The following is a 26,125-nucleotide window of genomic DNA, read 5'->3' on the forward strand; positions in this document are numbered from 1 at the left end:
GCGCGCACAAAATTCCACGCGTAATGACTGTCCGCAACATGCTCTGGTTAGAGTGGGTGATGGCCATGGAAGTTAACATACAAAGACTTTATCTCTCTGGGTAGTATTTTCCAATATGGCTCAATTTTCTCTGGTTTAATTTGATAGAACAAATTTTCTGTAAACGCTACATCGATACAGTTTTTAATTTCTTCATCACCCGTTTTCCATTGGACACAAATGTATCTAAAGACGCCTGCGTACTTGGAGGCTGATATGCACTTTGCCATTTCGTTATTTATTGTATTTGCCAAGCTTTCAAACCATGAATAAGCAAACTCAGGGTTAAGATCTCCCCAATATTTGATATGCACCCTATCAGCTTTTGTTGTGATTTCAGGGAACCTATTACGAAACTCATTGTATAGTTCGATTACTGGCATAAATTTACTCTAACGCTAGATAGTTATACATCGTAGGTCTAATCAGATAGCGGATCGATGCTATCTATCACGCCTCATTAGGCTTCATAATCGCATCATAACCTGCTGTTTTAGCTTGTGTATTGGCTGATATCACATCCAGAGGCTAAATCAAGGGCTAGATTTTTGCGCCAAATATGCGCTTCAGGGTGCCGTCTTTATCGATGATGTGGTGCTTAAGTGCGCCGACGATATGCAGCACAACGGCGGCGATAACCAGATAGCCGAGCCAGCTGTGGCAGGCATGAGCAAAAGAAGCGATAGCCGCAATGTGGGGGATCACTTTGCTCGGATCCGCAGGATCGGGATTCATTGCTACGATTTCCATGCCGAATACCATTAAGCCATGGCCACCCATTGTCGACATGATAGCGCCGGAGATGGGCATAAACACAGTGCCGAGGATCAGCGCCCAGTGAACGACTTTCGCCAGCAGGTGTTCTATCTGGCTATATTTCCCGGCGGGGGTTGGCCAGCCATTGGTGACTCGCCAGAACACGCGAATAAGGACAATGAAGAAGATGATAAAGCCAAATGATTTGTGCCATGGATAGAGGGCATAGGCTTTTGTTTCGACCATGAAAACGCCGATGGCTAAGAGTGTGATCATCATCAGTCCAACGATCCAGTGCAGGGCGAGTGTCGTGGGACTAAATTTATTCGGTGTGTCTCGTTGCATAGCAACCACCTTGTTTGGGCGATGTGTGGTGTTGTATCAGAAGCCTAGAAGGTAGAAGTTGCTTTGTCAGTTTGGAGGGAATGTCAGTTTGCAGGGAATGTCAGTTTGCGGGAAATGTCAGCCCGCGGGGAATAGCGCGCCTAAAATGGCTGGGCGACTCGCGCCAGTGACCGCTGGCAGGTTACCGGGCAGGCGGTTAATATGGCGGTAGGCCAGCCAGGCAAACGCCAGGGCCTCGAGATCGTCGGCAGAAACACCTAGGGCGTCCAGTGGCGCGACACTCAGCTGCGGCAGGGCTTGCTGCAACCCTGAGACCAGTTGTGCATTTCGGGCACCGCCGCCGCAGATCCAGAGTTCCGCGCGTTGCTTGTTATCCGCAAGCGGCAGTTGTGCTATCTGTTCGGCGATACTGTGTACGGTTAAAGCACACAATGTAGCTTGCACATCTTGCGGTGGTAAGGCACTGAAGGTGTCTAATCGGTGCTGCAACCAGGACAGATTGAACAGTTCACGGCCAGTGCTTTTGGGTGCTGGCAGCTCGAAGTAATCTTCACTTAATAGCTGTTTCAGCAGCGGCTTGCTCACCGTCCCTGTGGCGCCCCATTCACCATTATTATCGTAGGGCTTGCCTTGATGTTTTAAGCACCACTGATCCATCAGGGTGTTTCCGGGGCCGGTATCAAACCCTAATACGGTGTGGTCAGTGGCGGGTAACCAGGTGATATTGGCTACGCCACCAATGTTCAGAATTACGCGGTCGCACTCAGGGCTAGCCAATAGCGCATGGTGAAAAGCGGGAACCAGCGGTGCGCCCTGGCCACCCAGCGCAATATCTTTGCGGCGGAAATCGGCCACCACATCGATACCGGTTTCTACGGCAATGGTGTTGGCATCGCCCAGTTGCAGGGTGAAGCCCTTACAGCTGTGGGGGTGGTGACGTACGGTTTGGCCATGACTGCCGATGGCGGTGATTTCGCTGGCTGGAATATCGGTTTTTGCCAGAAGGGCATTAACCGCTTCAGCGAACAACTGCCCTAGCTCTCGATCCATCGCGCCGAGGCGATTGATCTCATTGGCTGCGGGTTGGCATAACTGGTGTAAACCAGACACCAGCTGTTCCGGTAGCGGATGCTGGTGACTAGCGAGAATAGCGGGTTGGGGTTGTGAAAAGTCCACCAGCACGGCATCAATACCATCCATGCTGGTTCCGGACATTAGGCCAATATAGTAACCGGCCATTACCCCTGCTGCATTGCCAGTAGTAGGCGACGGTTAGCATTGAGTTGCGAGATCATGGTCTCGGCATGGGCGATAAATGACTTTTTATCGCTGGCTTTGATCGGCTTAGCATCGGGCAACTTCACGGTGCGAGGATTTCTGTGCACGCCGTTCACCAGGAATTCGTAATGCAGGTGCGCGCCAGTCACACGGCCTGTTGCACCGACAGTACCAATCTTCTGTCCCTGTTTGACTCTGGCGTTGGTTTTTACATGACGCTTATGCAGGTGCAGATACTTAGTGATCACGCCTTCACCGTGTTTGATGAAAACATAATTACCATTGAGCTTGTTGTAACCTGATTTGGTTACCCGGCCATCACCCGCAGCCATGACGGGCGTACCGGTTTTAGCGGCGTAATCGATGCCGTTGTGGGCTCGCACTTTGCCGGTGACCGGATGCAAGCGGCGCGGATTAAAACTGGAACTGATGTACTTGAAGTTAACCGGCGCTCGGAGGAAAGCTTTCTTCATCGCTTTACCGTCAGGAGAGTAATATACGCCGTCGGTATGGCGTACTGCCTGAAAGCTGTCGCCTTGGTTGATAAACTCTGCGGCAACAATGGCGCCTTCGCCAACCATCTCACCATCAGCAAAGCGCTCTTCGTACATCACGCTAAAACTATCGCCTTTACGCAGGTCCAAAGCAAAATCCACATCCCAGCCAAAAATGGTTGCCAGGCTCATGATCTGATTTGGGCTAAGGCCTGCATCCACTCCGGCATTATAGAAATTGCTGGTGATGGTTGCGGCGGCAAAATTGGTACGGGTTTCGACCTGTTTGGCGTGTTGCTCTGCAACGTATGTGTCGTCGTAACGGGTCACCGTCAAGGTATTGATCTTGTCCTGCGGATAAACCAGCTGGATCAATTGGCCGTCACGATCGGCGCCAAATTTAAGTTGGTCGCCGGGATGAATTTTTTTCAGTGCCTTGGTGCTGTCACCTAAGTTGGCAATGTTGTGCAGGGTGCGAGGGCTGAAACCGGCACGCTGGAAGATCTTTGCCAGTGAATCACCGCTTTTCACGGTAAAGGTTTGCCAGCTGAGTTCTGGCAGTGGTGCAGGCTGGTTCGCTTGTTGTTGCACGGCATCGTCAACGGGGGCGATTTCCAGCGGCAGGGGATAACGCTTGCCAAGCTCTAGTGACGCTTCAGTGTTACGGGAAGCGCTGGCGTCTTCTGCCGGCATAAAAAGCAGCAGTAGGGTAATGACACTGATAATGGCTACCAGTACTTTGTGCTGTTTAGGCAGCTGTTCAATATAAGCATTCATATCAGGATCTTGCTTGTACATCGCTATAAAACCGGTACATTGACTAGTATAACGCCAATGCAACTATCGCGCCCAGCATACACTGTTTCCCTTTGCGGCGCCATTTCGTACAATCCCCCCCTGAATTTTGAATTGATAGTTTTCACGGAGAAATATCCTAATGAGTGACTGGCAAGCGGCATTGGCCGAAATCAAGCGAGGCGCCGAAGAGATCCTGGTAGAAGAGGAGTTGGTGGCCAAGCTCAAAGAAGGTCGCCCACTCATTATTAAGCTGGGTGCCGATCCGACTGCGCCGGATATTCATCTGGGTCATACGGTGATCATGAATAAGCTGCGTCAGTTTCAGCAGCTGGGGCATGAAGTGGTTTTCCTGATCGGCGATTTTACTGCCATGGTGGGTGATCCTTCAGGCAAAAACAGCACGCGCCCCCCTTTGACTCGTGAAGACGTACTGCAGAACGCGGAAACATATAAAGAGCAGATCTTTAAGATCCTGGATGCGGATAAAACCCGCATCGAGTTTAACTCAAGCTGGTTGAACGAGCTGGGTGCTGAGGGGATGATCCGCTTGGCTTCCAAGCAAACCGTGGCGCGCATGCTAGAGCGTGATGACTTTAAAAAGCGTTATGCCGATAGCCAACCGATTGCCATCCATGAGTTTATGTATCCGTTGTTGCAGGGCTATGACTCAGTAGCGCTGAAAGCGGATGTTGAACTGGGCGGTACCGATCAGAAGTTCAACCTGCTGATGGGGCGTGAACTGCAGAAAGATGCGGGTCAGAAAGCCCAGTGTGTGGTGATGATGCCGCTGTTAGTTGGCTTGGACGGCGTCAAGAAGATGTCCAAATCGGCGAATAACTACATCGGCATCAGTGACGCGCCGAACGATATGTTCGGTAAGATCATGTCTATCTCTGATGATTTGATGTGGGATTACTTTGATCTGTTGAGCTTCCGTCCGTTGGGCGAGTTGGCGGAGTTCCGTGAGGCGATCGCCAATGGTGCTAACCCGCGTGATTATAAGATCTTGTTAGCGAAAGAGATCATTGCTCGTTTCCACGACGAAGCCGCAGCAGAGGGTGCGCATCAGGACTTTATTCAGCGTTTTCAGAAGAACGCGATACCTGATGAGATGCCTGAGTTCAGTTTTGACATCGGCTTACCGCTGGCGAACCTGCTGAAAGAAGCGGGCTTGGTAGGTGGTACATCGGAAGCGTTGCGGATGGTCAAACAGGGCGCAGTGAAGATTGATGGCGACAAAGTGGCTGACGCGAAAGTGGAATTGACTGCCGGTACGGCGGTTTATCAGGTTGGTAAGCGTAAGTTTGCCCGCATTACACTCGCTTAATCAGGCACGTTGACTGGATAAACGGGCTACGGCCCGTTTTTTGTTTCTCGATCTTGGCGTTGTCACTGCATCGCTTTGCTGGGATGCTATGATCCAGTGATTGCAACTCGTTGTAAATTGGTCATTATCATTGGCCAAGCGGGTTGTTAAGCGATTCATCTCGTACATTATCTTTGCAATTCAGGAGCCAGCCTTTATGTCGCAGTGGACCACCTTAGCTTTTGTTGCACTGGGCGGCGCATTCGGTGCCTGTGGCCGTTTTCTTGTCTCACAATGGTGTGTGGCACTGTTTGGTAAAGGGTTTCCCTATGGCACGTTGACGGTGAATATTGCCGGTAGCCTGATGATGGGAGGCCTGTTTGCCCTGCTGGAGAACGGTACCTTGGTGGCTGCGCCGTGGCGCCCTGTGGTTGGACTGGGGTTTCTAGGCGCTTTGACCACTTTCTCTACCTTCTCTATGGACAATGTGGTGTTGATGCAGCAGGGGGAGTGGCTGAAGTTCGCGATGAATATTGGCTTGAATGTTGTGGGCTGTGTGTTTGCCGCTTGGGCTGGTTATCAGTTGTTTGCCAAATCGGCGGGCGTCTAAATAGGGGAGCTGTCGGTGATATACAAACATATTTTAGTCGCCATCGATTTAGGTGTGGATTCGGCAAAAGTGGCTTTACGTGGGGCGGCGCTGGCGCGTGCCTACGGCGCTAAACTCTCCTTTGTGATGGTGGAACCCGGGATCGGCGACTCCTCTTTGGAAGAGATTGAGTTAGGACTCGACCTGTCGGCGCGTATTCAACCTAAACGCCAACAGATGATGGCCGAGTTTATTAGCGACAATGTCGATTATCCGGTGACTGGGCAATGGCTCATGAGTGGTGAGATGAATCGTCAGGTGAATAAAGTGATCACCGCCACTGAGGCCGATCTGCTGGTTGCGGGTAAGCATATGGATCATCGTTGGTTTACTCAGCATACCGGACAATCACTGGCTGGCCATGTGATCAGCGACCTGCTGTTGGTAACACTGGAAACCAGTTGAACTGGCTGTTGTCTGCCGTGGCTGATCTCCCCCAGTAGAGCCGTTGCTGGCTGATTTGTAACGGCAACTTGCCGTCAGAGCCTGCTATTGCAACGGGCAATGTTTACCTCTTCCCCTGCCTTTTCCGTCAGAGCTATATAGAGTCATCACAGAAAGATAAGCTGATTCTGCTGTCTAAACTTAAACACGTTGCTTTTGTGTGTTGATGAGGTTGGTCCGATGGAACCGTTCAGTGTGTTGCCTATGTTCAAGGTGGGTATTGGCCCGTCAAGCTCTCATACCTTGGGGCCAATGCTCGCAGCCGCCGCTTTCTCCGAACGCCTGATGGCGGAGCACGGGGAGCAGGTCTACTCGGTCTCTTGTGAACTGTTTGGTTCGCTGGCATTAACCGGAGAGGGGCATGCCACTGACAAGGCGTTGATCTTGGGATTGCTGGGGATGCAACCGGAAACCCTTGAACCTGATGTTGCTGAAGCAGCCTATGCTGCGGTGAAAGTCGGGAATCAATTACGGTTGGCTGATCGCCTGCCGATCCATTTCAATCCACAGCGTCATATTCTTTACCATTGTGATGTTTTTCTTCCTGCCCACCCCAATGGCATGCGCCTTTCCGCGGACGATAAAGCCGGTAATCGCTTGTTGACGGAAACCTGGTTTTCGGTGGGAGGGGGCTACATCGTTTCTGCCGATGATATTGCTAATCTTGATCAAGCTGAGCAGTTTGATCATCGAGCTTTCCCGTTTGATAACGCTGCCCAACTACTGACAATCTGCCAAAACGAAGGGGTGAGATTAGCAACGATTGCTCGGCGCAACGAACGGGCATTAGGTTGTGATGATGCGGTTATTGATCAACATCTGGATCTGATCAAACGGGTGATGCTCAGCGCTATCGAGCGTGGCTGTGAACAGGAGGGGATCTTACCTGGAGGTTTGCAGGTGGTGCGTCGTGCACCGCAACTACATCAACGCTTAAAAGTACGTAGCTTGCAGCAAGATCCATTGGCATTGATGGACTGGGTTAGCATGTTTGCGTTGGCGGTCAATGAAGAGAATGCCAATGGTGGGCAAGTGGTTACGGCGCCGACTAACGGGGCGGCGGGGGTGATCCCAGCGGTATTAGCCTACTATCTGCGTTTTGTTGCAGGGGCGACAGATGCCGGAGCACGGGAGTTTCTGCTGACGGCGGCGGTGATTGGTTGGCTTTACAAGCGTAACGCCTCGATCTCAGCAGCAGAGGTGGGGTGTCAGGGTGAGATTGGTGTCGCCAGTTCGATGGCCGCAGGCGCCTTGTGTGCGGTGTTAGGCGGTAGTGTGGCGCAAGCTGAAAATGCAGCGGAAATGGCGATGGAACACCATTTGGGCATGACCTGCGATCCCGCCAAAGGATTGGTACAGGTGCCTTGCATTGAACGGAATGCGATGGGGGCGATCAAAGCGATCAATGCTGCTCGCTTGGCGTTGTTGGGTGATGGTCAACATCGGGTGTCGTTGGATGCGGTGATAGAAACTATGCGACAGACAGGCGCTGATATGCAGTCAAAATACAAAGAGACCGCTTTAGGGGGATTAGCGGTCAATATCGTACTTTGCTAACTGTGACTTAGTAGTTCGCCTGACAGCGGCGGGTATCAAAATTGCTGCTATTTTTGCAACGCCAAGCCATGCGGGCGTTCTGTAACTGCCAGGTGCCTTGTGCGGTTTTCTTTAACTGCAGCAGGTACAGAGCGGACTCAACCCCGGCTCGATCCAGTGGTTGGCGTACCGTGAGTTCAAGCTGTTTGCCGTCGCCCTGTTGCTGCAGGATCTCCAGTTCATCTGGATTTCCAAGGTAGTGCAATGCTACCTGTTCGCTGTCTTTGACCCAATTCTCTTGCTTAGCTTCAGATTCAGAGATCAGACGGTTGAAACCGCGAGTGGGTTGCTCGGCATAAGATAGCGGCATCCAAGAGTCCGCGGCTGCAAACCAGGATAACAATAAAGTACAACTGATAATCATTGTGCGCATACAACCATGGGCTGGTTTCCACCAGCAAAAATTAAGTCTGGTTGGTAGACCACAGCAGTGCGCGAGAGTTGCAGGAAATCCTAAGCAATTTGATCATGATCGTCTTCTCAACTGATAGGCTGGCAGTTGCAGATGCCACTGGATCGCGGCCAATCTTAAGATAAAACCAGCGCCAATCCCCACTAACGACGCGGTAAGATCGTCGACATCGATTAGAAGCAAGCCGGTGTAGGTAACACAGCTGAGTAAGCAGGCCGTGGCGTATATATCTTTGCGCAATACCATAGGGATCTGTCGACAAACGACGTCCCGTAAGATACCGCCTGCAGCGCCAGTAATAACCCCCATAACCACGGCTATCTCTCCTGGCGCCCCATACAACAGCGCTTTTTGCGCACCGAGTACGGAAAAAAGTGCTAAACCGGCAGCATCAGCGATCAGTAGTAATTTCTCGGGAATACGATGCAGATAATTAACAAACACCATGGTGACTAAGGCGGTAATGATGATGGTGTTTAAATAGCTAGGGTCTTCGATCCAGAAAACCTGTGGCACGTCCAAGATGATATCTCGAATGGTACCGCCACCGATTGAAGTGAGCGCCGCCAGAACCACCACACCAAAGGGATCCATTTTTAATCGTGCCGCCATCAGTGCACCTGAAATGGCAAACACCGCAAGACCAATTACGTTGAGCCAATAAAGAATTGTCATTGCTATACCTGATCGTCTACTGCAAAACTATCGCTGCGTTTGCTTGTCGCGATGTCCGCTATACCAAACTTATATGTGACCAGCGCAGTTGCAAAAACTGAACTGCCTGCGATGAGTTTAGTGCCTGAGCCGTTGAAAAGTGAATCATTTTTGTCAACTGGATAGAGATGGTAACAATTGGCTAAGCAGACCAATGGTCAGAGCTATAACCAGGGTGATCGCCAGCCAAAAGCTGATGGCGTTATTAATTAGGCGCAGGGTGCGCAAAATGTCGACGGCTTGTGGCTCCGCACCCGTGTCCAGTCGCGGCCGTTGCTGCTTCAGTTGTTGGTAGTACAGCGGTCCACCTAAGCCTAGCTTTAGGGCGCTGCCACCGCAGCTGAGCAGTAATCCTGCGTGATTGTTAGGAAACGTTTTTTGCCAGTGGTAGCTGAGTTTAAACCAAGGCTTGAGTGATCCGGATAGCGCGTAGCTAAAGGCCAACAGTCGCGTAGGGATGGCATCCATTAGAATCGTCAGTGCGGCAGGCAACGAGGCGAACTGTTTAAAGAAAGGATCTTTGCCATTCCATACCATCGCCAGTTCGCGCAGAGCGCGGTAAGTCACGGCCATCAAACCACCGCCGATAGCAAACCAAAACAGTACGGCAAACAGCTGCAGGTTTGCACGCTGTAACAGAGTTTCTATACAGGCTTTTGCGATCCCCATGGAGGATAGCCGTCCCGATTGTCGTAGCACCAAGCTGTTGAGGCTCTCTCTGGCCTGCAGCTTGTAGCCTTTCTCCAATTGCGCGGCTATTCGTATGGCTGTGCGCCGAGTTTGTTCCCAATCCAAAGCCAGATACAGCAACAGTGCATTCCACAGCACAGGGAACTCAGACACCATGCCGATGATTGCCAATATGATTAATGATGGCGCAATCAGCATCAATGTGCCGAGCGCGCCGGCGATCTGCTGCTGCAGTACGGGGCGCTCAGCATTGGGATAGACTTTTTTCTGTAAATTGCTGGCGAGGCCACTTAGCAGGGTCAGTGGGTGGTAGTGGGGGGGAATGGGCGCGACACGGCTTAAGGCCAGTACAGCCAATATTGTTAGTGGTGTGGTTAGATAACCTAACCAGCCGATGAACAATGCTTGATCCACGCCCTATTTACCACCTGTTCAGCGTTGCTTTACCGATCTTCTATGCCAATCGCTTGAGCATATCAGCGACCACCAATGAGGAGTGATGAGCAGCTTTGTCGAGGAACTGCTCAAACGAGAGGTGACTGGACTTGCCCGCGATGTCTGAAAGCGCCCGAATAATCACGAAGGGCACAGAAAATTGATGGCAGACATGCGCTACTGCTGCGGCTTCCATTTCACAAGCGGCCATGGTTGGAAATAACGCGCGAGCCTGTTCTACCCGTGCCGGATCGGCCATAAAGATATCACCGCTACAGATCAGTCCTTTGACCGCCTTGGCTTCACCAACGGCGTTGAGGCTTTGTTCGGCAAGCGCCACAAGATCTGCCGCAGGGGTAAAGGCTGCAGGCTGCCCTGGCAGTTGTCCCGGCTCATAGTTAAAGGCGGTGACATCAACGTCGTGGTAACGCACTTCGCTGGAGATCACCACATCGCCGACTTGAAGGGCTGGGTCAAAACCACCGGCAGAGCCGATATTGATGACAATATCGGGAGCAAAGCGCTCCAGTAACAGGGTGGTGGAGATGGCCGCAGCTACCTTGCCAATACCCGATTTAAGCAAGATCACTTCATGCCCGTGCAGCTCGCCAGGATAAAACTCAATGCCTGCGTCTTTGATTACGTTATCGCTTGGCGTTAATTGCGAACGCAGCTGAGTCACTTCCTGATCCATGGCGCCGATAATGCCGATTTTCATAGGGCTAAGTCTCTTAGATAAGTATCTGACTATTTTAGCTATTAGAAGGGGTTGTGAACATAGATGGTTGAATTTCTTCTATGAAATGCTGCTTGAAAGCGAAATGACACTGCTCTGACATAAAAAAATCATACACTTATTTAGCTTGCTATCTCCATGGTAGCGATCCCATTAACAGCCTGATAACAAATGGTTTATCGAGCATTTTTTCAGTTAACTTATTATTTATTAGTTAATTATCAACAACTGGTAGGAGTTGATATCGCTCACATTTTTTGGAACTGTGACAAGCCTCAAAGATTGAACGTGTCAAAGAACGCGTGCTTGAGCGACCTACAACGAGAGCGTGGCGACGAAAGCCCCAGATAAGGGGAACGCTGCCACGGCTGTATTTTGTTGGGGCGTGAACAGAAACCTCTGTAGTGGAAATACATGTCGCGGTTTTAAGCAAGGAGCTTTCTATGAAATGTTTGATGTTACCTTCAATCATATTGTCACTTTTGATCTTCGCCGGTTCCGTTTGGGCGAATGATCCCCCAGATAACAGTAACGAAATTTTAGGCTACGGTGCTGATGTCCCGTTGCAACGCCTGGTGTTCAAGCTAGCTCATTCGGCTGGCGGTATCGGTGGGCCCAGTAATGAGGATCTGGTGGCTAATATGGGCGCGCTGTTTGCGTCTGCGGAGCTTGAAGCAAAGCCGCTGTTTACCGCTACCGAACTGTCGGGGCTGCAACAAAATATCAGTGCGCCGATACTCGACCCCATGACTCGTCTGGGAGGCTATTACGAGTTACCGCTGAGTCCTCAAACTGACCGGCAGAAACTGGCTGAACTCTATCAGCAGTTACAACTGCTGCCTGAAGTTGAACTGGCCTATGTGCAACCTGTACCTGAGCTGGCTACAACAGACTCTGACAGTGTCGTCACACCGCTGATCTTTACCCCAGATTTTGAATCTCGTCAGGGTTATCTGAATAGCGGCAGTAACGGCATTAATGCGCGTTATGCATGGGATTTCCCTGGTGGCCGCGGTGAGCAGATCAAAGTGGTCGATATCGAAGGGGGCTGGAATGTTACCCACGAAGATATGCCTGCGCTGTTCTTAACCATGGGCACACAGATTAGTAATTCGAGTTGGCGCAACCATGGCACCGCAGTGTTAGGCGTTATCGGTGGCATGGATAACAACTACGGTGTTACGGGGATCGCGAATCAGGCTGAAATGGGTTACGTCAGCATTGGTAGCTACTCTACCTCCAACGCTATTTTGCAGGCCGCAGGCCATCTGTCACCAGGTGATGTGATCTTGATTGAGCTGCATAGCCGTGGCCCTGATGATGGCACCGCCTGTACCTGTAACCAGGGGCAGTGTCACTATGTTCCGATGGAGTATTACCAAGCGGTGTTCGATGCCATCCGTATGGTCACGGATATGGGGATCACGGTGGTGGAAGCTGCCGGTAACGGTGATGTGAATCTGGATGCGCCGGTTTTCAACGGTATCTTTGATAAGCAGGTGCGTGATTCTGGCGCGATTATGGTCGGTGCCAGTGATTACGACCAACGCTCACCCTCCTGTTTCTCTAACCATGGTGAGCGTATTGATGCCCACGGCTGGGGTCAGTTTGTGACAACCATGGGCTATGGTGACCTGCAGAGCATAGATGAACAGTTCTGGTATACCGCTTACTTTAGTGGCACCTCAAGTGCCTCGCCTATCGTGACTGGCTCTGTTGCCGTACTGCAAGGGATCGCCAAGTCGCAGCTAGGTGCCCCTTTGTCGCCCCAGCAAGTACGCGCTTTGGTTAGCGAAACAGGGACGCCTCAAACCGGCGATCTAGCACGTCGTATCGGGCCTCTACCTAACCTGCAGACAGCGATTGATTCGCTCTTAGAGCCGCAGCAGGGCTTTGACTCTGTGCTTGGTGATGCACCATCACTCACATTGGCCGGTGCTGATTTTGGTGAGTGGACATTGTATGTGCCGCAGAATCAACTGACTTTGGTTGATGACCACACTTGGGAACTGACCTTGACCGTGCCTGAGCGTTTGACGGACAGTGAGTATAAGTTGGTATTAGATGCGAACTGGGCAACGAACTGGGGTGGCAGTGGTGACGGTGTGAGCGTTGCGCTGGCAAGAGATGGTGGCAATGCCAAAGTCTCTTTGGTTGCAGGTGAGTACCGTCTGACGGTGACGGAAGGTGATAATGCCAATGCGCCACTGCAGGTTGATTGGCAGGTGATCTCCGCTGATCAGAGTGACAGTGTGTTTGGTGCCTCAGCTAATCTGAAAATCAGTGGTGCTGATTTCGATGATTGGATGATGGATAACGAAGCTTGGGCATTGACCTATATCGGAAACGGTCAGTGGCGCAAGTTGGTGGTTGCCACTGGTGGCCTGAATGCGTCACCTTACAAGTTAGTGCTGAATAATGACTGGGCTACCAACTGGGGTGGCGGTGCTATCGGTGCATCAGCGACCCTGACTAGCGGTGGTGACAATGCCAGCATCACTTTGCCGGCGGGGAGTTATTACCTTGTTGTTACTGAAGGGAGCAGTGTATCAGCGCCTCTGACAGTGACATGGCGTGATGTGAATGCGGCGCCGACCAGTGAGGTGACTTTCCGCTGCTTCAACGGCGAAACGTATCCAGGGCAGAGCGTTTATGTCGTGGGTAATCAGCCCGAGCTTGGAAACTGGGATCCAGCTGCTGCTCTACTGTTGAGCTCTGACGCTTATCCGACATGGCAGGGGGCACTATCGCTGCCGACCAACACTGCGTTGGCGTGGAAGTGTGTTAAGCGTGAGGAAAACAACCCGACTGCTGGCGTGGAGTGGCAATCTGGTGACAATAATCAGCTGACAATTGGCACTGACAGCCATTATCAGACTGAGAGTCAGTTTTAGAACCTAAGTTCGTGACGTTGTTGGTTCATTTTGGTCTGGGTGAACCGCTGCTTCGTTAACTAAAAAGCCCGCCAGTGTTTTGGCGGGCTTTTTTATTTATGGCCATGCTAACTATGGTCAGCGCCAGGTCGTGTTAGACGTTTAGGTAATCCATGATCCCTTCGGCGGCGTTACGGCCTTCAGCGATTGCTGTGACGACTAGATCTGAGCCCCGCACCATATCGCCACCCGCAAATACTTTCGGATTTGATGTCTGGAATTTGTATTCACCATTTTCCGGTGCTTTCACACGATCCCAATCGTCCAGCTCAATGCCAAAATCAGCAAACCAAGGCGAGGGGCTGGGTTGGAAACCAAATGCTTGAATCACGGCATCAGCTTCCAGAATATGCTCTGATCCTGGGATCGGCTCTGGTCGACGACGGCCGCGTTGATCTGGTGCTCCCAATTGGGTCTTCACCATCTTCACTCCGGTTGCTTTGCCTGCGCTATCTACCACAATCTCGGTGGGCTGCAGGTTATACATAAACTCCACGCCCTCTTCGCGGGCATTGACGACTTCTCGCCGTGACCCCGGCATATTGGCCGCATCACGACGATAGGCGCAGATCACACGCTCCGCTTGTTGGCGTACCGAGGTGCGCACGCAATCCATGGCGGTATCACCACCACCAAGCACCACGACCTTTTTGCCTGCCATGTCGATAAAGTCAGCAGGATCCTTTTCGAAACCCATTTGGCGATTGGTATTGGCAACCAGGAAAGGCAGCGCGTCATAAACGCCAGTAGCTTCTTCGCCAGGAAAACCGCCGGTCATGTACTTGTATGTGCCCATGCCCAAAAAGACTGCATCGTAATCGTCCAACAGTTGTTGGAACGGGATATCTTTGCCGATGTCGGTTTCCAGTTGGAACTCGATGCCCATCTCGCTAAAGATTTTACGGCGCAGGGTCATCACCTCTTTTTCTAGCTTAAACGCTGGAATACCAAAGGTTAGCAGGCCACCGATCTCTGGGTACTTATCAAATACCACGGGTTTTACACCGTTGCGGATAAGAATATCAGCACAGGCCAAACCTGCTGGGCCAGCACCAATGACAGCGACTTTCTTATCTGTCCACACTACCTTCGACATATCAGGGCGCCAGCCCATGGCGAACGCTTTGTCGGTGATATATTTTTCCACCGAGCCGATGGTGACTGCGCCAAACTGGTCATTGAGCGTACAAGCGCCTTCACACAGGCGATCTTGCGGGCAGACCCGACCACAGACTTCGGGCAAGCTGTTGGTTTGATGACACAGCTCTGCTGCTTCCTCTATTCGCCCTTCGTTGGCCAGCTTCAACCAGTTGGGGATGTAGTTGTGCACCGGGCACTTCCACTCACAATAGGGATTACCGCACTCAAGGCAGCGATCAGACTGATTACGGGCCTGATCATCTTTGAACGGTTCGTAGATCTCGACAAACTCTACTCGTCGCGTTTCTATCGCCTTTTTTGGCGGGTCTACACGATCGACGTCGACAAACTGATAAACATTCTTAGCCATCTGTATTCCTACCTTACTGCGCTTCGACGATGAGTTCTGCTTCACTGCGGCTACGATGGCCGAGCAGGGCTTTGATATCTGCCGCTTTTGGCTTCACCAGCTTAAACAGTGGCAGGTAGGCTTCGAAGTTATCCAGGATCTCCTGGGCTCGCGAGCTGCCTGTCTCATCTAAATGCTGATTGATCATGCCACGCAGGTGTTCGTGGTGGATGGTAATCTTACTCATGTCGACGATCTCGACCAGTTCTGGATTCATCCGCACTTTGAAGTTATCGCGCTCATCAAAGATATAGGCGAAACCACCGGTCATCCCTGCGCCGAAGTTAACACCCGTTTTACCCAGTACGGTGACAATACCGCCGGTCATATACTCGCAGCCGTTATCACCGATCCCTTCAACCACAGCAATGGCGCCTGAGTTACGTACGGCGAATCGTTCACCGCCTTTACCCGCAGCATAGAGGCGACCGCCGGTAGCACCGTAGAGACAAGTGTTGCCGCAAATCGTGGCTTGATGGGAGAGGAACTCCGAACCTTTTTGTGGCCGAATAACCAGTTTACCGCCCGCCATCCCTTTGCCGACGTAATCGTTGGCATCACCGGTCAGTACCATCTCTAGGCCGCCCGCATTCCAGACGCCGAAGCTTTGACCTGCTGTACCGGTAAATGACAACTGGATCGGTGTACCTGCCATGCCTTGGTTGCCATGCTTGCTGGCGATATAGCCAGAGAGCAGGGCACCCACCGAACGATCGGTATTGCGGATTGGATAATTGCCAAAACCGCCCAATTTGCCGTCGATACTGTCCTGCATATCGGCCAGTAGCTGTTTGTTGAGATCACCGTTATCGTGCGGTGGGTTTAGCTCCTGATGATAGGGTGCAGCACCGTTCTTTGGTTCAAAGGTTTCCAGTAACGGCTCCAATGCCAAGCGGCTCTGCTTGGCGGTAAAGCCATCAACAACCTCCAACAGATCGGTACGACCGATCAGATCGGTGAGTTTTGCGACCCCGAGGCTGGCCATGATCTCCCGCACTTCCTGCGTGACGAACTTGAAGTAGTTCATCGCCATCTCAGGCAGACCAATAAAGTGGTCGCGGCGTAACTTTTCATCTTGTGTTGCTACGCCGGTGGCACAGTTGTTGAGATGACAGATACGCAAGTACTTACAACCCAAAGCGACCATAGGTGCGGTGCCAAAGCCGAAACTTTCGGCACCGAGAATGGCGGCTTTGATGATATCCAGGCCGGTCTTCATGCCGCCATCGATCTGCAGTCGCACTTTATGCCGCAATCCGTTGGCAACTAGCGCCTGTTGCGTTTCAACCAGGCCAAGTTCCCATGGGCTGCCAGCATATTTCACTGAGGTCAGTGGGCTGGCTCCGGTACCGCCGTCATAGCCAGAGACAGTGATCAGATCGGCGTAAGCCTTTGCCACGCCGGTGGCGATCGTGCCGACACCGGGTTCTGACACCAATTTGACCGAAATGGTAGCGGTGGGGTTGACCTGTTTAAGGTCAAAGATCAGCTGCGCTAAATCCTCGATGGAGTAGATGTCGTGATGCGGCGGTGGTGAAATCAGCGTGACGCCAGGTACTGAGAAACGCAGTTTGGCAATATATGGATTAACCTTCTCACCAGGTAGCTGACCACCTTCACCGGGCTTCGCTCCCTGGGCAACCTTAATCTGGATCACTTCGGCATTGACCAGGTAGTGCGGGGTGACACCGAAACGGCCAGAAGCGACCTGCTTGATTTTGGAGACACGCTCATTGCCATAGCGCTTGGGATCTTCACCACCCTCACCTGAGTTGGATTTGCCGCCTAGACGGTTCATGGCGATAGCGAGTGCTTCGTGGGCTTCCGGGGATAGGGCACCTATCGACATGGCGGCGCTATCAAAGCGCTTGTAGAGCTCTTCCGCCGGTTCTACGGCGTCGATCTCGATCGGCTGACAGTCATCCTTAAGCTCCAGCAAGTCACGTAGAGTGGCTACCGGACGCTCATTCACCAGTCGTGAATACTCCTGATAGTCACTGTAGCTACCTGTCTTTACGGCTTGTTGCAGGGTCGCGACCACATCAGGGTTGTACGCGTGGTATTCGCCATCATGGACATATTTAAGTAATCCGCCCTGTTCAATCGGCTTACGTTTCAGCCAGGCAACACGGGCGAGATTGGTCAGATCTTGTTGGAAATCGTCAAAATTGGCGCCCTGAATTCGGCTGACGACACCTTTAAAGCAGAGGTTGACGACATCCTGATGCAGGCCAACCGCTTCAAATAGCTGCGAACAGCGGTACGAAGCAATGGTCGAGATCCCCATCTTCGACATGATCTTAAACAGCCCCTTATTGATCCCCTTACGGTAGTTGACCAACGCTTGCTGTTTCGAGATATCCAGCGTGCCTCTGTCGACCAGTTCGGCCAGCGTTTCATACGCCAGATAGGGGTAGATAGCTGTCGCGCCGAAGCCGAGTAGCACGGCAAAATGATGTGGGTCACGGGCTGAGGCGGTCTCTACGACGATATTGGAGTCGCAGCGCAGATTGTCATCGACCAAACGCCGTTGTACGGCACCCACCGCCATCGCTGCAGGAATAGGCAGAGTATCCTTGTTGAGCTGACGATCGGAAAGGATCAATAGCACCGAGCCATTACTTGCTTTGGCTGCGGCTTCGTCGGTTAACGCCTGTATCGCCTGTTGCAGATCCTGCTTGCCTGGGTCGTAGTTAAGATCCAGGGTGCAGGGCTTGTAATGGGTGTCATCTAAGTCCTGCAACTGCTGGAAATCAGAATAGAGCAGCACAGGGGAGTCAAACAGTACGCGCTTGGCGTGACCGCTGGTTTCGTTAAACACGTTTTGTTCACGACCAATACAGGTAGCCAGCGACATCACGTGGTTTTCCCGCAGCGGATCGATCGGCGGGTTGGTTACCTGAGCAAATTTCTGCCGGAAGTAATCATAAATGCTCCGTGAGCGGCTGGAAAGAACCGCCATTGGTGTGTCATCGCCCATGGAGCCTGTGGCTTCCTGACCAGCCTCGCCGAGTACGCGGATCACCTGATCCACCTCTTCGAAACTGAAGCCAAACTGCTTGTGATAGGTTTTCAGCTGGTCGTCGTCGAGTTGTCGCTTAACCGCTTGTTTAGCGTAGAGCTCCTCAAATGGGATCAGGCGCTTGCAGCTCTTATCGAGCCACTGGGCATAAGGGTGGCGAGTTTTTAGATCGTCATCGATCTCGCGGGAGCGCCATAGTTTTCCGGTTTTGGTGTCGATTACCAGCAATTCACCGGGGCCGACGCGCCCTTTATCCACCACTTCGTCCGGGGTGTAATCCCAGATCCCCACCTCTGAGGCCAGAGTTATAAAGCCATCTTTGGTGATCACGTAACGGGCAGGGCGCAGACCATTTCGGTCCAGATTACAGGCGGCATGGCGACCGTTGGTCATAACAATACCTGCCGGGCCATCCCAGGGTTCCATATGCATAGAGTTGAAGTCGTAAAATGCCTTCAGCTCTTTATCCATCTTCGGATGAGACTGCCATGCTGGTGGGATCAACAAACGCATGGCACGGAACAGATCCATCCCGCCAGCCAAAAACAGTTCTAGCATGTTGTCGAGGGACGATGAGTCAGAGCCGGACTCGTTGACAAACGGGGCGGCATCTTGCAAATCTGGGAGCAGCGGTGACTTAAACTTATAGCTCCGCGCCTTTGCCCATTGGCGGTTGCCTTCAATGGTATTGATTTCACCATTGTGGGCGAGAAAACGGAACGGCTGTGCCAGCGGCCAACGGGGGGCTGTGTTGGTTGAGAAGCGCTGGTGGAATAGGCAGATTGAAGATTGCAGGCGTATATCCGCCAGATCAGTATAAAAGTTGGGGATGTCTGCAGGCATCATCAAGCCTTTATAAACAATCACCAAGTTGGAGAGCGAGGCCACATAAAAATCACTGTCATCAGCCAAACGCTTCTCCGCGCGGCGGCGCGCTAGATAGAGCCGACGTTCAATATCGTGAATGCTCCAGCCTGGGTTGGCGTTGACAAACACCTGTTCGATACAGGGTACTGTTTGCTGGGCGATCTCACCGAGACAGCTATTATCTGTCGGTACCGGACGCCAGGCGACGACTTCCAGCGTTTCCTGTTGCAGCTCTTCACTGAAAACATCCCGCGCCGCTTGGGCTTTGTTGTCGTCATGGCTGAGGAAAATCATACCGACGGCATAGTGGTTGCCTAAATGCCAATCGTTTTCTTCAGCAATCGCGCGAAAAAAGGCATCTGGCTTTTGCATCAACAGGCCACAACCATCGCCAGTTTTACCGTCAGCGGCGATGCCGCCTCGGTGGGTCATTCGATCCAGAGCGGAGATAGCGGTACGTACCAAACGATGACTGGGTTCGCCGTCCATATGGGCGATTAACCCAAATCCACAGTTGTCTTTGACTAAAGACGGGTCGTACAAGCTCATAAAACCTCCCATGCAGGCAGAATGCAGCCCGATGATTTATTCCGGCTGACTATCTATTTTTAGACCAGTTTTGCGGTAGAAATTCGAGCTGATGAAAAGAAAGATCCGCAAAGGGCATTACATTAGTACAACTAATGTAATGTTAAAACAATGTGAAGTCCATCACTTAAAATGGCTGTTTTGTTTGGGGCAGATCAAAGATAACCTGCATTAAAACAGGTTGTTAGCCTATTTGTTTTGCTGCTTTGTTGTTATCTGTTGGGTAGTAGCGTAGCGGGGCAAAGATGAAAAATAACAACTTTTATCGTGCTGAAAGGGAAAATGGTTGCAGTTTGTTGTTGCTGGGGCAAAAGGGAAATTGTTGGTGATATGGTCAGGAGAGTTCCTGACCATGCAAAAAATTATAACGGCGGTTTACTTAGGCGTGATATCCGCCTTTAACACCTTTGGCGGTGATGCTGACCGCATCATGGGCATGTAAGCTTTCGTAGTGATTCACGCGCAGCAGAAAGTCTTTGTATTCGGCATGTTGGTTTAGTAGATGCTTGAGGCGACGGGCGGCATCTTCACAGAACATCAGGTTCTGGCCGTTCAGGCGAGCAAACTCCTGTTCGTCTACCCGTTTCACCGCAGCTTGTACGGGTGTTTGTAAGGCATCTTCGATCTGGTCAATTAGCTGGCGTAACGGGAAACCTAAGTTGGCGTTATCCAGCTTAATCTTGACGTCAGCAATGCTGCGTTGACTATGTGGCGTTGCAACAACCCCTTCAGTCGTGCCTAACCAAGCATGCATCTCTGCCCGATCAATGCTGCCTTGGCCGCTAAATTTCGCTTCAAAGGCGTCCTGAATGAGCTGTCGTGCCAAGGCAGCGGAGCAAGGGCATGTCGATGAATAGGGGACTTGTACACCCATCTCAATGCTGAGTTCACCTTGCTTAAGCTCACCTGTTAGTGTGACCGGGTAGGCTTTCCAGCCCTGCTTACCGCTGATCAGTGACTTCCGGCGCATATGGTAGTCGAAGGTAAAAGAGACTTTGGCGTGATCGCTAAGCTCATCATGGCTCGTGATGAAGTTGTCCAGCAGGGTCATCAGTGCCTGGCTATTCAGTGTGCCTTCGGTAGATAGGGTATCCAGCAGCAGATAGAGACGGGACATGTGGATCCCTTTTGCTTTCGGACGGGTCAAGTTTACGAAAGCACCGACATGAGCGCTGACTTGCCGTGGCGCTTCCCCACGCACTTCTACCATCAGTGGTAGCTCGATATTGTCCATTCCAACCCAGTCTAATGTTCCCTCTGTTTGGGCACTGGCGTGGTTGGCGATATCTGGCATGATGGATGGCATCGGGGTACTCCACTGGGCGCTAACTGGCGAAAATTTCTGCTAAATTGCCATGGCGGTTAAAAAAAGAGCGTCTTTATATCACAAAAATGAGACGCTGTTGAATCTCTCCCCGTTTCGGGGCAGCTATTATAAAGGGCTTTGACCAACATAAACACCGCTGAATCTTGTGGCTTTTAGGGCGACAAGATCGACTTTCCAATTAACGACGTTTCAAGGATGGTGCCATGAAATTGTGGGCACAACGCTTTATCAATTTGATGACGGAAATTGGCGTATTGCGCCTGACGCTGGTTGTTGCTGGCTCCATTATTGTTTTGGGGATTGCGATCAACGTTTCTTTGCGCCTAGCAATTAGCGGTGATGTGGATACTCTGGATATCGCCAGGGCTCTCCTACTGGGCTTTATTCTGACTCCGCCCACGGTTTTTCTTTTTGTACTTGTGGTGCGCGAACTTGATCTGTCCCGTCGACGTACTGATCGCCTGCGGGCAAAAGATCGTGAGAAGGCGGAGAAGCTGGAACATCAACTTATCTTGCTGGAAGCGGAAAATGCCGAACGGGTGAAGGCCGAGCAGGCGTTAGCGGAGGTGGTTGCTGAGATGGAAGCTGAAGTGATGCAGCGCCGTCAGGCAGAGATAAAGGCGGCAGAACAGAGTGCAAAACTGGGATCTTTGATTGATAGCTCACCCGATGTGATCTTCTATCGTGATGACAATGGCTATTTTTCTAGCTGCAATCGGGCTGCTGAATTGCTCTTGGGGCGAACTCGTGAGGAACTTGTGGGTCTTACTCCTGCTGATGTGTATCCCGAACGGCTAGCTGAACAAGTGGTTCAAACTGACGCGGCGGTCATGGCGAGTAATCGGCCGCTGAAGTTTGAGCAGTGGATGCGTTACCCCGACGGTCGTAAGACCTTGTTTGAATTTAGTAAAGTGCCTTTTTTTGGCGCTAAAGGTGAGCGCCTTGGGTTGGTGGCATTCGGTCGTGATATTACCGAAAGAAAACAGGCCGCGGATTTACTGAGTAAAGCAAGTAATGAGAAAGCTGAATTTATTGCCACCATCAGCCATGAACTGCGTACACCATTAAATGGCATTGTCGGTTTAAGTCGTATTTTGCGTGATACCGAGTTGTCAGCCGAGCAGTTGCGATATGTCGACACGATTTATCTCAGTGCAGAAACCCTTGGGGTCATCTTTAATGACATTGTTGATCTTGACCGTTTAGACCGACAACAACTTAAGCTTAATCCGACGCGGGTAGCATTTAAGGCGTTATTGGCTGAAGTTGAAAACATGGGAGTGCTGCTGGCACAACAATATGGCGTCAGCTTCCGCTGCCGCTGGGATCCTGAGCTGCCAGAGTATGTGGAAGCGGATGGTGCGAGATTGCGCCAAGTGTTGTGGAATTTGCTTGGTAATGCGGTGAAATTTACGCCGCAGGGGTTTGTTGCGCTGAGTGCAACCTTAACGCGAGAGGACGATACCAACGTCTATTTGCAGTTTGAGATCGAGGATACTGGTCTGGGAATACCGGACGAAGAGCAGAAAAAGATCTTCGCAATGTATTACCAGGGCAGCCGCCAAGGACATCACACCGGCACTGGAAGTGGTATAGGCTTAGCTATATCACAGCAATTAGTTCGAGCCATGGGCTCGGAGATTAAGCTTCGCAGTGAAGTGGATGTGGGAAGCTGTTTTTCTATTCAGTTGACGCTACCAAAACTGGAAGCACCGGAGAGTCATGTGTTATCAGATGAAGCGAAAAAGGTACCAGCATTGAATATCCTGTTGGTCGAAGATATTGAACTCAATGTGCTGGTTGCCAAAACTCTACTGGAGAAAATGGGTCACACAATCAGTGTCGCTATGGATGGTCAGAGTGCGTTGACGGCGGCGTCGGAGATACCTGATCTGGTATTGCTGGATATTCAATTGCCAGATATGAGTGGTTTTGATGTCGCAGAGAAACTTAAGGCTGATCCACTGACGGCTGATATTCCCCTTGTTGCCTTGACCGCCAATACGGTTAAGGACAAAACTCGCTACGAGGAGTGCGGTATTGTTGATATCGTAACTAAGCCAATTCAGATGAACGTGCTGCACAGTGCATTAGCTAAGCTATTCGCTCCCTCAGGTACTGCGGTGCCAACAGCTTCGCAAGCAGATGATGCGCTGGATGACATTTTAGATATTGAAATGTTGCAGCAGTACAGTGAGGTAATTGGTGCGGGTGCACTTTTGAACAGTGTTGAGTTACTGGAAACCTTGATGCCAGAGTACCTGGAAATTTTGGAATCCAATTTAACCGCTGAAGATAAGAGCGCAGTGGCATCAGAAGCCCATAAAATTAAGGGCGCAGCGGGCTCTGTGGGATTGAAGCGGGTACAACAGATCGCAGCTAAAGCTCAGCAGAAAGATGAACCGGCTTGGTGGGAAAATGTACCTGACTGGGTGGATGCGATGAAGCATCACTACCCACAAGATTTAATGGTATTAAAGCGCTGGCTGACAGAGGCAGAAGCCGCTGAAAGTGAATGATGTTCTCTTGCGGATAGCGAGCAATAAAAAAGGGCCTGCTCAGGCCCTTTTTTGATGCCATCAATTTTCGATAACTAACTTAGTGAACCGCTAAAACGATAGCCTTCACCGTGAATGGTAGCGATCACTTCAGGGGTGCCGGGGACGCTTTCAAAGTGCTTACGAATGCGCCGGATGGTGACATCGACAGTACGGTCGTTTGGACGTAACTCGCGGCCAGTCATCTCTTTTAAGAGCTGGGCTCTAGTTAGGATCTTGCCAGGGTTCTTCAGGAACAGTTGTAACGCTCTAAACTCACTACGTGGCAGTTTGAACGCATTGCCGTCAGAGCCGGTCAGCATGCGACTATTTACATCGAGCAGCCAGCCTTCAAATTTATATTGGTCTGGCTCGTCACCGTCGATTTCAGACTGGTGCAAGGTGCGTTGTAATAGGTTCCGAGCCCGAATAGTCAGCTCGCGCGGATTAAACGGCTTGGTGATGTAATCGTCTGCGCCAATTTCCAGGCCAAGGATCTTATCAACTTCATTATCCCGGCCTGTCAGGAAAATGAGTGCCATATCGGTTTTTTCGCGGAGTTCACGAGCAAGCAATAGGCCATTTTTCCCTGGCAGGTTGATATCCATGATCACCAGATCTACCACGCCTTTCTCTAGGCTTTGGTACATCTCTTCGCCATCACTGGCTTCAATGACCTGATAACCTTCGGCTTCAAACAGTGTGCGTAACGTGTTTCTGGTGACCAGTTCGTCTTCGACGATCAATATTTTTGGGATTTCCATGCGTCTTTTTCCGCGTGTCAATTTCTGTTAATTCGACCGGCCGGTCGGGTACTACATTAACGTAATGCCCAACGTTAGAGTGCCTAATTCTTTAATTGTTCCATAACCAACTGTTAGCAAACGTAAACATGGTCAAACAATAGTCATTCAATCTTAGCTTGGTTACATTAACTTAACAAATGTGTTTGATTTGTATCCGCCACAGCGGGCTGGTTTGTTTCTGTATCGGCCAAAGGTATCATCATCTTGAGTCGAATACCTTGCTCCGGCTCAGTCTCTAGCTCTAACTTTCCACCGAGTACTTGTTGCACCAAACTTTGTACTATGTACATGCCCAGACCGCTGCCGCCGCTCTCTTTCGCTGTGGTGAAATAGGGCGAAAAGACTTGTGCTTTGACTTCTTGGCTCATGCCGCGGCCGTTATCTTCGTAGATTACCGTTAAATAATCTTTATCCATGGTTACTTGAATAACTATGGTGCCTTGGCTGATATCTTTAAACCCATGCTTGAGTGAATTTAAAACCAAATTGATTAAAATTTGACTAATGGCACCCGGTTTACTGGTGATGGTCAGCTCTTGGTCGCATATCACCTCAATAATATGCCTGCTTTTTTTTAATTTGGGTTTGAGCGTTAACAAAACTTCGTCAATAAAGTGATGAACTTCAAAGGTTCGATCCTGCTCTGAGCATTGGTCCACTGCGACATGTTTAAAGCTTTCGATTAATTGGCAGGCTCGCTGCAAGTTTCTGGTGAGAATATTAAAGGCTTCGTCCGACAGTGATAGAAACTGGTTCAGTCGTCGTTGCGATAACTCTCCGTGCTCCAGTGAGTGCTTTAGTTCGCTAAGCGCCTGCTGCATCGAAGTTGATGTTGTGATGCCAAGACCAAGCGGTGTATCTAATTCATGAGCAATGCCTGCGACCATCTGCCCTAATTTGTGCAACTTCTCTTTTTCCAGCATCTGTCCCTGATACAGGTGCAGCTTTTCTAAGGTTTGTAGCAGTTCGCTGTTCGCTTGTTTCAGCGCGAAGGTGCGCTCGGTGACTTTATCTTCCAGGCTTTGGTTTAACTGGCGTATCTCTTGTTCCGCTTGCTGTTGTTTCTCCAAACGCCGGGATACCCGAGACAACATGCGATTAAAGGCATTGCCAAGAAAGTCCAGCTCTTGCAACTCAAGGGTCGGTGCCCTGAGCGCATAATCTTTGTTTAAGTCGACCTGTTGCACGAGGCTGATCAACGTGTCGATAGGCTGACTAAAACGCCGCTGTAGTTGTAGCGTAATGAGTAAGGCGAATATTGAAGCCACGAGAATAATGGCGAGTGCCTGATAAAGGTTGTTCCACAGCCGTTGATTGAGAGTATCGAGGGAAATACGCAGATAGCTGAAGCCAAGTAGTTCACCTTCAAACGATATCTCTGATGTTATTTCTATGGTGTCTGCGGTGATCCTAGGCTGTTTTAATGCGCGTAGCTGACTGTCAGTAAACGTATTCGGAAGCACGCCGCTGCGGGTGTAGCCAGCGAAAAAATTGAGTTGCTGCGTGTACCGGTCTAACTGATAGGTTTGTGCAGATTGCAGAAACTTATAAACTGAAAGCGCTCTAAGCTGCCGTGTTTCTAATGCCGGCTTATTATCAACGATAGTGTCTTGGGCGTGGTCAGCCGTTAACTTGGCAAGGGTCTGGAGTTGTTCAAGAAGGTCTTGTCGCTGGGTTTGGTAATCGAAGTATTGGTTGATACCCAACGCGATCGCTAACGAGCTCGTCGTGATCAGCATAACGACCATGATCAACGAGCCGCGGATAGAACGGCTGGGAGCGCCTGTGCCCATAGCTTTCCTAT

At 50.9% G+C, this 26,125-nt stretch carries 19 protein-coding genes; 6 read left to right on the forward strand and 13 right to left on the reverse strand.

All coding sequences use genetic code 11. From position 1 onward, the window contains the following. Nucleotides 1-47: 47 nt before the first annotated feature. The 4 genes from DU002_RS03910 to DU002_RS03925 form a co-directional block, all read right to left on the reverse strand. Nucleotides 48-422: a DUF7674 family protein gene (locus DU002_RS03910; RefSeq protein WP_114337054.1), complete on the reverse strand. Its 375-nt coding sequence runs from the start codon at nt 420-422 to the stop codon at nt 48-50. A gap of 157 nt (nt 423-579) precedes the next feature. Further along, on the reverse strand, nt 580-1,140 hold the full coding sequence (locus DU002_RS03915; protein ID WP_114337055.1) for a cytochrome b: 561 nt from the start codon (nt 1,138-1,140) through the stop codon (nt 580-582). Nucleotides 1,141-1,257: 117 nt separating this feature from the next. After that, the gene (locus DU002_RS03920) at nt 1,258-2,379 is read right to left on the reverse strand and encodes an anhydro-N-acetylmuramic acid kinase (protein WP_114337056.1); all 1,122 of its coding nucleotides are present in this window, start codon (nt 2,377-2,379) and stop codon (nt 1,258-1,260) included. Next, entirely contained in the window at nt 2,379-3,689 is a 1,311-nt protein-coding gene (locus DU002_RS03925) for a peptidoglycan DD-metalloendopeptidase family protein (RefSeq protein WP_114337379.1), read from the reverse strand. Before DU002_RS03925 ends, DU002_RS03920 begins: the two co-directional genes overlap by 1 nt. A 160-nt stretch (nt 3,690-3,849) precedes the next feature. On the opposite strand from DU002_RS03925, the gene tyrS reads away from it, so the two are divergent. The 4 genes from tyrS to DU002_RS03945 all read left to right on the forward strand — a co-directional run bounded on the left by tyrS (nt 3,850) and on the right by DU002_RS03945 (nt 7,666). Beyond that, nucleotides 3,850-5,037 carry a tyrosine--tRNA ligase gene (tyrS, locus tag DU002_RS03930; RefSeq protein WP_114337057.1) on the forward strand — a complete coding sequence of 396 codons (1,188 nt, stop codon included), beginning with the start codon at nt 3,850-3,852 and terminating at the stop codon, nt 5,035-5,037. Nucleotides 5,038-5,233: 196 nt separating this feature from the next. Continuing rightward, entirely contained in the window at nt 5,234-5,626 is a 393-nt protein-coding gene (gene crcB / locus DU002_RS03935; RefSeq protein ID WP_114337058.1) for a fluoride efflux transporter CrcB, read from the forward strand. Between the two features lie 15 nt (nt 5,627-5,641). Beyond that, nucleotides 5,642-6,070, forward strand: coding sequence for a universal stress protein (locus DU002_RS03940; RefSeq protein WP_158537954.1), 429 nt, complete (start codon nt 5,642-5,644; stop codon nt 6,068-6,070). Nucleotides 6,071-6,289: 219 nt separating this feature from the next. Then, nucleotides 6,290-7,666 (forward strand): L-serine ammonia-lyase, encoded by a 1,377-nt coding sequence (locus tag DU002_RS03945; RefSeq protein ID WP_114337060.1) that lies wholly within the window; start codon nt 6,290-6,292, stop codon nt 7,664-7,666. A 7-nt stretch (nt 7,667-7,673) separates the two neighbouring features. Here DU002_RS03945 and DU002_RS03950 read toward each other — a convergent pair whose 3' ends face one another. The 4 genes from DU002_RS03950 to mtnN all read right to left on the reverse strand — a co-directional run bounded on the left by DU002_RS03950 (nt 7,674) and on the right by mtnN (nt 10,674). Next, entirely contained in the window at nt 7,674-8,015 is a 342-nt protein-coding gene (locus DU002_RS03950) for a hypothetical protein (RefSeq protein ID WP_130566335.1), read from the reverse strand. A gap of 156 nt (nt 8,016-8,171) precedes the next feature. Continuing rightward, nucleotides 8,172-8,792: a trimeric intracellular cation channel family protein gene (locus DU002_RS03955; protein ID WP_114337062.1), complete on the reverse strand. Its 621-nt coding sequence runs from the start codon at nt 8,790-8,792 to the stop codon at nt 8,172-8,174. A gap of 153 nt (nt 8,793-8,945) precedes the next feature. Next, complete coding sequence (locus tag DU002_RS03960) at nt 8,946-9,935, reverse strand: cobalamin biosynthesis protein CobD/CbiB (protein WP_114337063.1); 990 nt, start codon at nt 9,933-9,935, stop codon at nt 8,946-8,948. A 40-nt stretch (nt 9,936-9,975) separates the two neighbouring features. Further along, nucleotides 9,976-10,674 (reverse strand): 5'-methylthioadenosine/S-adenosylhomocysteine nucleosidase, encoded by a 699-nt coding sequence (gene mtnN / locus DU002_RS03965; RefSeq protein ID WP_114337064.1) that lies wholly within the window; start codon nt 10,672-10,674, stop codon nt 9,976-9,978. 461 nt (nt 10,675-11,135) lie between these two features. On the opposite strand from mtnN, the gene DU002_RS03970 reads away from it, so the two are divergent. After that, entirely contained in the window at nt 11,136-13,586 is a 2,451-nt protein-coding gene (locus DU002_RS03970) for a carbohydrate-binding module family 20 domain-containing protein (protein WP_114337065.1), read from the forward strand. Between the two features lie 133 nt (nt 13,587-13,719). Here the strand turns inward: DU002_RS03970 and DU002_RS03975 are convergent, their stop codons facing one another. The 3 genes from DU002_RS03975 to folE2 form a co-directional block, all read right to left on the reverse strand. Beyond that, nucleotides 13,720-15,135 (reverse strand): FAD-dependent oxidoreductase, encoded by a 1,416-nt coding sequence (locus DU002_RS03975; protein ID WP_114337066.1) that lies wholly within the window; start codon nt 15,133-15,135, stop codon nt 13,720-13,722. Between the two features lie 13 nt (nt 15,136-15,148). Continuing rightward, the gene (gene gltB, locus DU002_RS03980; protein ID WP_114337067.1) at nt 15,149-19,612 is read right to left on the reverse strand and encodes a glutamate synthase large subunit; all 4,464 of its coding nucleotides are present in this window, start codon (nt 19,610-19,612) and stop codon (nt 15,149-15,151) included. Between the two features lie 418 nt (nt 19,613-20,030). Then, a complete protein-coding gene (gene folE2, locus DU002_RS03985; protein WP_114337068.1) occupies nt 20,031-20,957 on the reverse strand; it encodes a GTP cyclohydrolase FolE2 in 927 nt (308 codons plus the stop codon). A 224-nt stretch (nt 20,958-21,181) separates the two neighbouring features. On the opposite strand from folE2, the gene arcB reads away from it, so the two are divergent. Continuing rightward, entirely contained in the window at nt 21,182-23,497 is a 2,316-nt protein-coding gene (arcB, locus tag DU002_RS03990; RefSeq protein ID WP_114337069.1) for an aerobic respiration two-component sensor histidine kinase ArcB, read from the forward strand. A 74-nt stretch (nt 23,498-23,571) separates the two neighbouring features. On the opposite strand, the gene arcA is transcribed toward arcB, so the two are convergent. Both arcA and DU002_RS04000 read right to left on the reverse strand, forming a co-directional pair. Beyond that, nucleotides 23,572-24,279, reverse strand: coding sequence for a two-component system response regulator ArcA (gene arcA / locus DU002_RS03995; RefSeq protein ID WP_114337070.1), 708 nt, complete (start codon nt 24,277-24,279; stop codon nt 23,572-23,574). Nucleotides 24,280-24,446: 167 nt separating this feature from the next. After that, the gene (locus tag DU002_RS04000; RefSeq protein WP_114337071.1) at nt 24,447-26,114 is read right to left on the reverse strand and encodes a HAMP domain-containing sensor histidine kinase; all 1,668 of its coding nucleotides are present in this window, start codon (nt 26,112-26,114) and stop codon (nt 24,447-24,449) included. Nucleotides 26,115-26,125 lie beyond the last annotated feature (11 nt).

Source organism: Corallincola holothuriorum (assembly GCF_003336225.1).
GTDB classification, from domain to species: Bacteria; Pseudomonadota; Gammaproteobacteria; order Enterobacterales; family Neiellaceae; genus Corallincola; species Corallincola holothuriorum.

Bases quoted from the DNA above. Each gene is read 5' to 3' on its own strand.
- DU002_RS03910 (WP_114337054.1), bottom strand. From the start codon at position 422: ATGCCAGTAATCGAACTATACAATGAGTTTCGTAATAGGTTCCCTGAA.
- DU002_RS03915 (WP_114337055.1), bottom strand. From the start codon at position 1,140: ATGCAACGAGACACACCGAATAAATTTAGTCCCACGACACTCGCCCTG.
- DU002_RS03920 (WP_114337056.1), bottom strand. From the start codon at position 2,379: ATGGCCGGTTACTATATTGGCCTAATGTCCGGAACCAGCATGGATGGT.
- DU002_RS03925 (WP_114337379.1), bottom strand. From the start codon at position 3,689: ATGAATGCTTATATTGAACAGCTGCCTAAACAGCACAAAGTACTGGTA.
- tyrS (WP_114337057.1), top strand. From the start codon at position 3,850: ATGAGTGACTGGCAAGCGGCATTGGCCGAAATCAAGCGAGGCGCCGAA.
- crcB (WP_114337058.1), top strand. From the start codon at position 5,234: ATGTCGCAGTGGACCACCTTAGCTTTTGTTGCACTGGGCGGCGCATTC.
- DU002_RS03945 (WP_114337060.1), top strand. From the start codon at position 6,290: ATGGAACCGTTCAGTGTGTTGCCTATGTTCAAGGTGGGTATTGGCCCG.
- DU002_RS03950 (WP_130566335.1), bottom strand. From the start codon at position 8,015: ATGCCGCTATCTTATGCCGAGCAACCCACTCGCGGTTTCAACCGTCTG.
- DU002_RS03955 (WP_114337062.1), bottom strand. From the start codon at position 8,792: ATGACAATTCTTTATTGGCTCAACGTAATTGGTCTTGCGGTGTTTGCC.
- mtnN (WP_114337064.1), bottom strand. From the start codon at position 10,674: ATGAAAATCGGCATTATCGGCGCCATGGATCAGGAAGTGACTCAGCTG.
- DU002_RS03970 (WP_114337065.1), top strand. From the start codon at position 11,136: ATGAAATGTTTGATGTTACCTTCAATCATATTGTCACTTTTGATCTTC.
- DU002_RS03975 (WP_114337066.1), bottom strand. From the start codon at position 15,135: ATGGCTAAGAATGTTTATCAGTTTGTCGACGTCGATCGTGTAGACCCG.
- gltB (WP_114337067.1), bottom strand. From the start codon at position 19,612: ATGAGCTTGTACGACCCGTCTTTAGTCAAAGACAACTGTGGATTTGGG.
- folE2 (WP_114337068.1), bottom strand. From the start codon at position 20,957: ATGCCATCCATCATGCCAGATATCGCCAACCACGCCAGTGCCCAAACA.
- arcB (WP_114337069.1), top strand. From the start codon at position 21,182: ATGAAATTGTGGGCACAACGCTTTATCAATTTGATGACGGAAATTGGC.
- arcA (WP_114337070.1), bottom strand. From the start codon at position 24,279: ATGGAAATCCCAAAAATATTGATCGTCGAAGACGAACTGGTCACCAGA.
- DU002_RS04000 (WP_114337071.1), bottom strand. From the start codon at position 26,114: ATGGGCACAGGCGCTCCCAGCCGTTCTATCCGCGGCTCGTTGATCATG.